General features: G+C 38.0%; 11 protein-coding genes. 7 read left to right on the plus strand and 4 right to left on the minus strand.

Annotated elements, in window-relative coordinates:
• Positions 1 to 481: 481 nt before the first annotated feature.
• A complete protein-coding gene (locus BI291_RS12175) occupies positions 482 to 1,228 on the minus strand; it encodes an ABC transporter substrate-binding protein (protein ID WP_074499046.1) in 747 nt (248 codons plus the stop codon).
• A 423-nt stretch (positions 1,229 to 1,651) separates the two neighbouring features.
• Here BI291_RS12175 and BI291_RS12180 point away from each other — a divergent pair, with 423 nt between their 5' ends.
• A complete protein-coding gene (locus tag BI291_RS12180; protein WP_074499047.1) occupies positions 1,652 to 1,912 on the plus strand; it encodes a DUF2999 family protein in 261 nt (86 codons plus the stop codon).
• A 48-nt stretch (positions 1,913 to 1,960) separates the two neighbouring features.
• Here BI291_RS12180 and BI291_RS12185 read toward each other — a convergent pair whose 3' ends face one another.
• Positions 1,961 to 2,548 carry a uracil-DNA glycosylase family protein gene (locus tag BI291_RS12185; protein ID WP_074499048.1) on the minus strand — a complete coding sequence of 196 codons (588 nt, stop codon included), beginning with the start codon at positions 2,546 to 2,548 and terminating at the stop codon, positions 1,961 to 1,963.
• A gap of 18 nt (positions 2,549 to 2,566) precedes the next feature.
• Between BI291_RS12185 and BI291_RS12190 the strand changes: the two genes are divergently transcribed.
• From BI291_RS12190 to BI291_RS12220, 6 genes are all read left to right on the plus strand, one after another.
• Positions 2,567 to 2,926, plus strand: coding sequence for a Rieske 2Fe-2S domain-containing protein (locus BI291_RS12190; RefSeq protein ID WP_074499049.1), 360 nt, complete (start codon positions 2,567 to 2,569; stop codon positions 2,924 to 2,926).
• 128 nt (positions 2,927 to 3,054) lie between these two features.
• The gene (locus BI291_RS12195; RefSeq protein WP_074499050.1) at positions 3,055 to 3,900 is read left to right on the plus strand and encodes a hypothetical protein; all 846 of its coding nucleotides are present in this window, start codon (positions 3,055 to 3,057) and stop codon (positions 3,898 to 3,900) included.
• Positions 3,901 to 3,988: 88 nt separating this feature from the next.
• On the plus strand, positions 3,989 to 5,206 hold the full coding sequence (locus BI291_RS12200; RefSeq protein ID WP_074499051.1) for a lytic murein transglycosylase: 1,218 nt from the start codon (positions 3,989 to 3,991) through the stop codon (positions 5,204 to 5,206).
• A 165-nt stretch (positions 5,207 to 5,371) separates the two neighbouring features.
• The gene (glnS, locus tag BI291_RS12205; RefSeq protein ID WP_074499052.1) at positions 5,372 to 7,045 is read left to right on the plus strand and encodes a glutamine--tRNA ligase; all 1,674 of its coding nucleotides are present in this window, start codon (positions 5,372 to 5,374) and stop codon (positions 7,043 to 7,045) included.
• A gap of 161 nt (positions 7,046 to 7,206) precedes the next feature.
• The gene (locus tag BI291_RS12215) at positions 7,207 to 8,151 is read left to right on the plus strand and encodes a Gfo/Idh/MocA family protein (protein WP_175573120.1); all 945 of its coding nucleotides are present in this window, start codon (positions 7,207 to 7,209) and stop codon (positions 8,149 to 8,151) included.
• Positions 8,152 to 8,664: 513 nt separating this feature from the next.
• On the plus strand, positions 8,665 to 8,934 hold the full coding sequence (locus BI291_RS12220; protein WP_074499055.1) for a hypothetical protein: 270 nt from the start codon (positions 8,665 to 8,667) through the stop codon (positions 8,932 to 8,934).
• A gap of 197 nt (positions 8,935 to 9,131) precedes the next feature.
• Here the strand turns inward: BI291_RS12220 and trpA are convergent, their stop codons facing one another.
• Entirely contained in the window at positions 9,132 to 9,962 is an 831-nt protein-coding gene (trpA, locus tag BI291_RS12225; protein WP_074499056.1) for a tryptophan synthase subunit alpha, read from the minus strand.
• A gap of 2 nt (positions 9,963 to 9,964) precedes the next feature.
• Positions 9,965 to 11,170 (minus strand): tryptophan synthase subunit beta, encoded by a 1,206-nt coding sequence (trpB, locus tag BI291_RS12230; RefSeq protein ID WP_074499057.1) that lies wholly within the window; start codon positions 11,168 to 11,170, stop codon positions 9,965 to 9,967.
• Position 11,171: the final 1 nt, after the last annotated feature.

An 11,171-nucleotide genomic window follows, 5' to 3' on the forward strand; every position in this document is an offset into this window, starting at 1 on the left:
GAAGCGTTTAAACTCGCCCTTTGGGAGCGTGTTAGAGGCGCGATAATTGCGCAAAACGTGTTTGATGTAGAACAACTATACCTGCACACGTTTCACTTATTCTCCCACCTCTGACATCGCTCTGAACTGACTTAATCTTTATGCGAATTGGTATAACTACTGTTGATAAAGGTATTATAGACGAATTTTTTAATGTTATAAAAATTGCTAAGGTATTTTTAACGATAACATACGCAGATTTTGTTGTTTTCGTCAAAGGCAATGGTGAATTACATGCTTAAGCTTTGTAAGAATAATGAATCGCGGTATTTGACGTTTTTTTGGTATAAAAGAGGTGCGTTTAGCTCAGCCCAAAGGGCAGCGTTTTTAGTCATTTATACGTCGTTATTGCTGTTTCATGTGGAATAACCACACATTAATCGCAATGCCTTGTCTAAATTCCTATAAACTGCTGCAAATAAACCTGAAAGATCAGCAGGCCTTAATTAATAAGTTGATATTTTTGCTTTAATTCATGATGTTGAGGTGAATTTAAGAATATCTCAAGTTGTTGATTAAAGTTATTTCGAAAGAAGTGGCTTTTAAATGCCGCACTGTATAGGCTTTCTGGGAATACTTTATGTATGGTTAATTGGTTAATATCTTCGCCAGGGTAATATTTGCTGAGCATATAGGCAAAAATATTTTTATCCATAATGATCACCTCAACTCTTTCCTTAAACAACATTTCTAATTGGTGTTGTTGTTTAATTATTTGAATGTAAACGGGGCTAAGTTCAGCACTTTTAGCAAATTCACTGCCGAGTACTTTATGGGCTGATTGAAAAGTTGCTAATGAATAACTTGCTAAATCTGCAACCTTATCAATGCGTAATTCATTTTTCTTTAATGAAATGGCTACATTTTGGTAAGTGATATAAGGTTCGGATAAATAGGCTTTATCGCCAATTATTTGTTTGTTAGCGGTTAAAATAATATCAATGTCATGCTCATTCAACATGCGCTCTGAGCGGCCGAAGGGAACAAAAATATAATTTGGTTGTTTATTCAATTGGTTGAGAACATTGGTAATTAATTCTAACTCAAAGCCTGATTGTGTTTTTTCAATCACATAAGGAGGCTTCGTTAAACCGACAACGACATTCAGTGTTTCTTTACCAAAGGTGATAAAAGAAATAGCACAGAAAAATGCAATGAAACACAGTTTGAGTAAGATATTAGAGTGCATGGTACAACTAAAAAACGCTTAATACTGATTTATTGTAATAGGATATTCCTCAATACGCTAGGGCTTGTTGAACTTTCGCGTTTATTTTGGCAGCAGTTTATTGGTATTTAGAGAAGGCATTGCGATTAATGTGTGGTTATTCCACATCAAACAGCAATAACGACGTATAAATGACAAAAAACGCTGCCCTTGGGTTCAGCTAAACGCTATTTCTTCATCGTTGTTCTCCATTGACATGGAAAAACCATGCGATATTGCTCACGCCTTGAACAAAAGCGTTTAGTTCGAACAAAATTTAATCTCGAAAGATCAACAGGCCCTAGATAAAATGTCTAAAGAAAAACTGATATTGCAATCAAAGGTTTTTCTTTATATTTATTCGCTTTATAATTCGTGTAATTATGCGTACACAATGAGAATGTAATGAATCCGATTATTCAACTTTTAAGAGATGAAAACATCCCCGATGAACAAATTAAGGCTGTTTTTATCCAATTAACTGACAATCCTTTAATGGCGATGAATAGCATTGCTGAACTTGGCATTCCACAAGAAAAGCTTCAAGCGGTTATGATGCAAGTGATGACACAACCACAACTGATACAGGAAGCTGTTATTGAGTTAGGATTAGACGTTGAAGCGCTTGAAAAAGCCAAGAAAACGCTTGAACAGTCAAAACAATAAAACAGGCTGTATAATATAGACACTCTGTATCTTATGACGATCATTTATTTATTCGTTTATTATTGTTTTAAGGCGAGTGCGTAAAGCAGGTAACAAATCTTGTTCAAACCATGGGTTTTTTGTTATCCATGGGATATTTCGAGGGCTAGGATGGGGTAAAACAATCTTATTATCATCTAGTAATGACGGCCATTGTTTACAGAGTTCGGTAAGGGATTTTGAGTTTGATAAGTGCCAATTGGCGGCATATTTGCCTAGTAAAATAGTAAATTGACATTTTGTAAGTGTAGCAAGCAACGGTGCTCGCCACGTGTTAGCACAGCGTTTTATGGGCGGTAAGTCACCTGATTTGCTTTTACCAGGGTAGCAAAAACCCATTGGCAAAATGGAAAAAAGCTTATTGTTGTACAGTTGTTGATCTGTGACTTGTAGCCATTGTTTTAATCGCTTGCCACTTTGATCATCAAAAGGTGTGGAACTCATATGAGCAGATACGCCAGGTGCTTGACCTGCAAGTAGTATTTTACTTTTATCATGGTATTGTAAAACAGGATTTGCTGTAAATGGCAGCTCTTTTTGGCATAAGGTACATTGCTGTACGCTTTTAATCAGTGTGCTTACAGATGAATGTATCATAACCGGTAACTTCGTACTATGAATAAAAATGAACTCTTACAATACTTTCCTTGTGGCGGTGTAATTGACCATGAAGTGGAAGTAATGGATGTTAAACCATTAAAACAAAAAAATGCATGGAATGCTATTGCTACTCTACCACCTGCAAACACGGCTAAATTGATTATCATCTATCGTTTAGGAGAAGGTGAAGAGGCTGAGTATAGAGCGATTCCAGCCAAATGCCCGCATCAAGGCGCTGATTTATCAGGTGACGAGCTAAAGCTTGACGGAAATGTTTATTGTTATCTTCATAAGCGACCAATCTGTGTGTTTAGCGAATACAATTACGCTTTTAATGTGATTAAACGTGATAATAAGTTTGTCATAACGCCATAGCAAAGTACGACATAATGTATCAGTGCACTCAATATTAATAGTTGTTATCTAAGTTGAGCAGCTAAACTGTCTTTTACATCAGCTTACCCAATATTCTTGAGCGTAATGCAAGGTAGAGGGCACTTAGCGTGATTGAAATACGAATGCTGTATATTTTTGAAAATGATAAAAGGGCAATAGCAGAAGTAGCTAGCAAATTGGTGATCATGAAAACACATATTTTAAATGGAGATGCTTTACTTCAACGCTTCCCGGAAGCAATAAAAGGGGAGAAAATTATAGCGCGTGAATGTTTGGTTGATGGTGACCTATTTGGTGATACCTTTGAACAGTTTATGTTAAACCGTGCAACATTTATCGCTAGCTATCCACAGTGTACTGAAGCACAATATTTAGCAGAAGCAAAACCTGAATTTGAAAAGATACGCGCATTAACTCATGAAAACCTTGTTGAATTGTGGTTTGAAGAAGACTTATTTTGTCAAGTTAATCTGTGGTACATCTGTTCTTTATTAGTCGATAATAAGGTATGTAAGGTACGTTGGGTAAAGCCTAATGAGGGGAATGAATACAGCTTTGCCGATATGAGTGATGCGGAATTAATCTTAGCTAAAGATAACGCGTTATCCCTTTCGCAACATGACTTGGCTTTTTTTGCTAAGTGTTGGCAAGCTTTCTATCTGAATGACTATGCTCAATTTACTCTATTATTAAATCAGCTTCCGTCGCATCTATGCATGATAAAAAATGCAATTAATGCACAACTTTCTCGCCAGCCGGATGAGAACGGTTTAGGTTACCCTGAAAGAAAATTACTAGCGATTATGAAACATCATGCTTTGAATAATAACTTAGCGTTTGCTCCGGTGTTTAAAGAATATTATGCGAAAATGGCGGTTTATAGTTACGGCGACTTGCAAGTGTATCGAATGTATCAGCAACTAATGCAGCAATATTTTTCAACATACGAGTAAACGTAGATAATTTGCGATTAAGCAGCTTTACTAATTTTCTGCAATTGTATAACGTGCAAGTGTCATTTTTTTATATTTGGATTTTTCAATGCAGCACAAACTTTCTCCTAAGCTATCCAAATGGCTTATAGGTTTATCTACAACGTTTATACTCGCTCAAGCATCAGCAAGCACTATAGAAACCTTTGAACAATGCCAACAGCGGTTTTCTACTTTAGCGGATAACCAAGGGCTTTCTCCTAAAATTCAACAAGTTATTAAGACGCTTGCTCCAGTGGAGCGGGTTATAAAGCTAGATAAAAACCAACCAGAGTTTGCTCAAAGCTTTGCGCAGTATGTTGATAAGCGTGTAAGTCAATATCATATTAAACATGGCCGTATCATGTTGAAAAAACATGAAGCATTATTATCAAGCTTGCAAAAGGAGTATGGTGTAGCGCCACAATATCTCGTGTCTTTTTGGGGACTAGAAACCGTTTTTGGTCGTCATAAAGGCAAGATGTCTGTTCTTAATTCAATCGCCACTTTAGCGTGTGATAAGCGCAGGAAACGTTATTTTACGAGTGAACTTTTCGATCTATTTCGCTTAATTGATCAAAATACCGTAAAGGTTGAACAATTAGCTGGCTCGTGGGCTGGGGCAATGGGGCACATGCAGTTTATGCCTTCTGCATTGAAAAAGTATGCAATTGATGGCGATGATGACGGTAAAATAGATGTGTGGCAAAGCGAAGTTGATGCGTTAACTAGTGCAGCAAATTACCTCAATAAAATTGGTTGGAAACCCTCTTTACGCTGGGGGAGAGAAGTACGTTTACCAGAAAATTTTGACTTTAGCGCCTTTGAATTTGATACACGATATGCGTTAAATAAGTTTGCAAGTGCAGGTGTTAAGCAAATTAATGGTAAAGCTTTACCGGTGGCTAATATTCAAGCTGAATTAGTGTTACCTAACGGATATCAAGGTAATGCGTTTTTAGTGTACAGCAACTTTGATGTGATCATGAAATGGAATTTATCGAAAAATTACGCGCTTTCAGTGGGGATATTGGCGGATAAGCTTGTAGGTTCGCAAGGCGTACAGCCAATCGAAGATCCTAAACCATTGCATTTTAGTCGTCACCAAATGGAGCAGTTACAAGCAACCTTAAATGAGATGGGTTTTGAAAGTGGTAAACCTGATGGTATTTGGGGGCCGAACAGCCGAAAAGCAATCCGTGCTTTTCAATTAAAGTACTCGCTAGTAGCTGATGGCTTCCCTAATCCTGAGGTGTTTTCACAGCTGCAATTGAACCTAGATAGTTAACCGTCATTGTATTGCTTTTAGGGTAACGCGTATAACAGGTGTATACTGTTTTATCGCGTTACTAAAGAATTTATCGTTAGCCGCATTTTACGCTGTAAGTTATCGTAGCTTTTTGACATAATGCGCGATTAATTTATTGCTTTGTTTTTTGAGGATTGACCCTTCATGTCGGAAGTTGAAAACCGTCCATCTAACTTTATTCGTCAAATTATTGATGCTGATCTTGATAGTGGCAAGCACAATAATATCCAGACGCGTTTTCCACCAGAGCCAAATGGTTATTTACATATTGGCCATGCGAAATCCATTTGCCTAAATTTTGGCCTTGCAGAAGATTATAACGGTCAATGTAATTTACGCTTTGATGATACCAACCCAGAAAAAGAAGATATCGATTATGTTAATTCGATAAAAAACGATGTCCATTGGTTAGGTTTTGAATGGTCAGGCGATGTGCGTTACTCTTCGAACTATTTTGATCAATTATACGGATTTGCAGTAGAGCTTATTGAAAAAGGCTTAGCTTATGTTTGCTTTTTAAATAATGAGCAAACGCGTGAGTATAGAGGTACGTTAAAGGCACCAGGGAAAAACAGCCCTTATCGTGACACGTCAATTGAAGAAAATCTTGCGCTTTTTGAAAAAATGAAACAAGGTGGATTTAAGGAAGGGGAATGTTCGTTACGCGCAAAAATTGACATGAGTTCAAGCTTTATGTGTATGCGTGACCCTGTAATTTATCGCATTAAGTTTGCTCACCATCATCAAACGGGCGATAAATGGTGCATTTATCCAATGTATGATTTTACACACTGTATTTCTGATGCGATCGAAAATGTTACTCATTCATTATGTACATTGGAGTTTCAAGATAATCGACGTTTATACGATTGGGTGATTGAAAATATAACTATCGATTCCGCACCACATCAGTATGAGTTTTCTCGTTTAAACTTAGAATATACCATGATGAGTAAACGCAAGTTAAATGCGTTAGTAGAAGAGAAAGTAGTTTCTGGCTGGGATGATCCAAGAATGCCAACCGTTTCTGCTTTACGCCGTAGAGGTTTTACGCCCAATTCGATACGTGAATTTACCAAGCGTATCGGTGTAACCAAAATGGATAACACCGTCGAAATGGGCGTGCTTGAAGCTTGTATTCGTGAAGATTTAAATGATAACGCGCCGCGTGCTATGGCAGTATTAGATCCTATTAAGTTAGTAATTGAAAATTACCCTGAAGACCTTGTAGAAACACTAACGGTTAAAAATCATCCTAGTGATGAGTCTTTAGGGAATCGCACGGTACCCTTCAGTAAAGAACTATTGATCGAATCAGAAGACTTTCGTGAAGAAGCTAACAAGAAGTATAAACGCTTAGTGTTAGGTAAAGCGGTACGTTTACGTGGTGCTTATGTTGTTACTGCTACGCGTTGCGATAAAGATGCGGAAGGAAATATTACCACGGTTTATTGTACTTATGATGATAAAACCTTGGGTAAAAATCCAGAAGACGGTACAAAGCCTAAAGGCGTGATACATTGGGTATCAGCAGCGCAAGCGTTAGACGCTACGGTACGTGTATATGATCGTTTATTTACCGTTCCTAACCCTGCAGCGGCAGAAGATTTTCATTCAGTTTTAAACCCTGAATCGTTAGTGGTTATTGATAATGCGAAAGTAGAGCCTGCACTTGCATCAGCAATACCAGAAATGGCTTATCAATTTGAGCGTCAGGGATATTTTTGTCTCGATAATAAAGATATTTCAGAGGGGAAATTGGTATTTAATAGAACAGTAGGTTTACGAGATACATGGGCTAAAATATCAGCCTCTTAAAAATAAGTTAAAATGAAAAGCGCGACCTGTGGAAGCGCTTTTTTTTCCGCTAAAATTTGTGTAATACCAAGCTGTTTTATCGGCCACTTATTTATGCGCGGATAATGTAAAACGCCTTTATTAATAGGTATTGTCATCAGTTGTTTATGAGGGATGAAAGCTTGAGCATCGAAAGGGGAGAAAAACAAAGAATTGCGATGATAGGGCTAGGTGATATTGCGCAAAAAGCCTACTTACCCATTGTCGCTAATCAGGAAGATGTTTCGCCGATCTTAGTGACGAGAGATGCTGAAACGTTATCGCAACTTGCGCAGCAATACCGTATTGATGAATGCTATCAAGATATTGAAAGCCTTATACAAGCCAAACCCGATGCTGCGATGATCCACAGTGCAACTGAAGCACATTATTCCATGGCATCAGCTCTACTAAAAGCTAATATTGCTACGTTTGTTGATAAACCTTTAAGCCTAAATATTGAAGAATGTCGACATCTAGTTGATATTGCAAAGACCAATAACATACCATTATTTTTAGCGATGAATAGGCGGTATGCACCACTCATTAGTGGGTTAAAGCAAAATAGCCCAATTCATGTTAAATGGCAGAAAAATAGAAATAACATACTTTCTCCTGCGCAAAATACGATATTTAATGACTTTATACATGTTATTGACGGTTTGCGTTTTCTTTCTAACGCCAGCTTAAAAGAGATCACTCAAAGCCTTGACGTACATGCATATTTTGTTGGTGAACACTTGGGGAATATTAGTATTCGCTTCACTTATAATAACGCATTATTTGAAGGCAGTATGAATCGTGTTGCGGGCGCAACTGAAGAAATAATAGAGTACTACTGCGCACATCAAAAACAATACATTAGTAATTTAACGACGGGTTGGAAAGTGCACTCTGGCATCAAGTCACAGCTTGGCTTTTCAGATTGGCAGAGCTATTTATTTACTCGGGGCTTTGTTGATTTGTTCTCTGAATGGCAAGCTATCATTAAAGAAAATCAACTGTATTTGCCAGAACATCTTGAAGATATATTGGCAACTCATGAGCTTTGCCATACTATTTTATCGCGTATTGATAACCAAAAATAACCAAAAATAACAAAAATAACAAAAATAAGGTGTAATAAAAGTTTTAATGCAAAGACTAAACTTATTATTCCAATGGCTTAAAGGCTGTTTATTTGTATCAGTAAAGCGTTGGAAAATATTAGTATTGTTATTAGTGTTATTTTGTTTAGGATATTTTTATTTAAGTGGATAATGTTTGTGACAAAGTTTTTTATTTTAAGTGTTATTAGAGCGTGTTGAACGTTCATGTTTACTTTTGCTGCAATTTGTTTGGTATTTATGCAAGACAACACTTGCGCCGTGTAGTTACTCTACTCCAGTCAAGCGTTAACACAGTAGAAATGCCAAACAGATGCAGCCCGAAGGGTTCAACTAAACGCCTCCTGCTCTTTGTTACTTGAACTAACCATAGAATGACTATGCAATAATTCAAGTGCCGCGATCAAAGGCGTTTATTTTGAACAAAACTCAACACGCTCTAATACATAATTGTCGAAAGCATTGTTAACAATAATAAGGTAGATAAGGGTTACTATGGAAAGCGTCGCCTATTCATTTTTTGCCAAATTTCTTGGTGTAATATTATTAGTTTGTAGCACTGTACTTGCAATTAATCTGTTGCAAGGTGAGCCTGCAAGTGTCATTGTTTGGCTAACGCATCAGGCTTTACATATTGAAGTAGACTTGCATGGTTTTTTCGACAAGATATTGACCAGTGTTTTGATCATCGTTATTACTTATTGCGCGATAAGAGCGTTGTTTTATCATCGAAAACCCAAAGCGAATTATCAAGTTAATGATTAGAGCCTGTTGTTCTTTCGCGTTTAGTTCGAACAAAATTTAATCTCGAAAGATCAACAGACCCTAAGGTTCAAAGTTACTTTTCGCGGTTATACAGTTAAAGACTGAGCATTTAATGCAAAAAAACCAACACATCATTGTGTTGGTTTTTTGTTTAACGATTTTAACTTAAAATTAAAACTTTTATAGTATGCAAGTGTTTAACGGGTTGCGGCTTTCATTTCACGAATAAAAGTGGCAAGTGTACTAAGCATCGCTTGTTCATCTTTTAGATGATTTTCAATGATTTTTACCACGGCTGAGCCGCTAATTGCACCTTTTGCTCCAGCTTTTAATGCATCTTTTACTTGCTCAGGTGAAGAAATTCCAAAACCAATAACGGCAGGAGCAGCATTATTTGCTTTTAACGTTGAAATAATATGCTCTGCTGGCGTGCTTGCTTTGGTTTCGGTGCCTGTGACTCCGGCTCTGCTAAGTACATAAGTATAACCTTTAGTATGCTCGGCAACTGCTGAAAGCTTATCGGCATCAGCATTTGGTGAAGCGATAAAAATAGGAGCAACACCCGCTTGTTCTGCGGCTTTGATAAACGGTTCACTTTCACGAAGAGGTAAATCGGCAATTAATACCGAATCAACGCCAGCTTTTGCTGCATCTTGGTAAAAAGTGGTAATACCACGAGCAAAGACTAAATTGCCGTATAATAAAAGCCCAATTGGAATATCGGGAGCATAAGCACGTACTTGCGCTAAAATATCAAAGCATATATCAGTATTGACGCCAGAAGATAATGCGCGTTTACCCGCTTCTTGAATGGTGATGCCATCGGCACTCGGATCAGAAAAAGGAATACCGAGTTCTAGTGCATCTGCGCCAGCATCAATAAGTGTTTTGATTATTTTTAATGAAAGTTTGGGGTTAGGGTCACCAATGGTTACAAAAGGAATAAATGCGCCTTCTTTGGCTGTAGATAAGGCAGTAAAGCAATCATGATAACGTTTGCCTAATGTGTTTGTAGATAATTGTGTCATTGTTATTGCTCCTCGCCATTAAGCACTGTGTGTACATGAGCTAAGTCTTTGTCACCGCGGCCTGATAAATTCACTAAAAAGATAGTTTCTTCAGTGACGTCTTTTGCCATTTTCAGTGCCTGAGCTAATGCATGTGACGACTCTAATGCGGGAATAATACCCTCGGAACGTGCCAGTGTTTGAAAGGCTTCTAGTGCTTCATCATCGTTGATCGGAACATACTGTGCTCGACCTGTTTCTTTTAGGAAGGCATGTTGCGGTCCAACGGCGGGATAATCTAACCCTGCTGAAACGGAATAAGATTCCTCTATTTGGCCAAATTTATCTTGCATAATATAGGTGTAATTACCGTGAAGCATACCTTTTGTACCTGCAGAAAGTGTTGCGCCATGTTCGTGTGTATCAACACCTTTACCGCCAGCTTCAACACCCACAATTTTCACGCTTTCATCATCAAGAAAGTCGTTAAACATGCCGATGGCATTTGAACCTCCGCCAACGCAGGCAATTACGTAATCCGGTAATCGACCTTCTTGCGTTAATAACTGTTGTTTTGCTTCTTCACCGATCATTTTTTGAAAATCACGCACAATGGTTGGAAAAGGGTGAGGGCCCGCTGCTGTGCCTAATAAATAATGCGCATCATCATAATTCGCTGACCAATCACGTAGCGCTTCATTTACTGCATCCTTTAACGTGCCGCCGCCAGCGGTAACAGGAATAACTTCTGCACCCATCAGTTTCATGCGAAAGACGTTAGGCTGTTGTCGTTCACAGTCTACTGCGCCCATATAAACACGACACTTTAATCCTAATAAGGAACAGGCAATTGCCGATGCAACACCATGTTGACCAGCACCTGTTTCAGCAATAATTTCTTTCTTGCCCATACGCTTTGCAAGTAGTGCTTGTCCCAATACTTGGTTAGTTTTATGAGCGCCACCATGCAGAAGATCTTCGCGTTTTAAATAAATTTTTGCTAATGGGTTAGGAGATACATTTCGCGTTAAGGTTAGGGGGGTTGGCCGACCAGCATAATGTTCTAATAAGTCGTTAAACTCTTTAATAAACGCTTCATCTTGTTGCGATTCAATATAGGCTTGCTCTAGTTGCTCTAAAGCAGGCACAAGTAACTCACCAACGTACATGCCGCCAAATTCGCCGAAATAGGCTGGAAGTGTTGGTTTTTTATCTGAATGTGATGTCATG

This window comes from Thalassotalea sp. PP2-459 (assembly GCF_001913705.1).
GTDB classification, from domain to species: domain Bacteria; phylum Pseudomonadota; class Gammaproteobacteria; order Enterobacterales; family Alteromonadaceae; genus Thalassotalea_C; species Thalassotalea_C hakodatensis.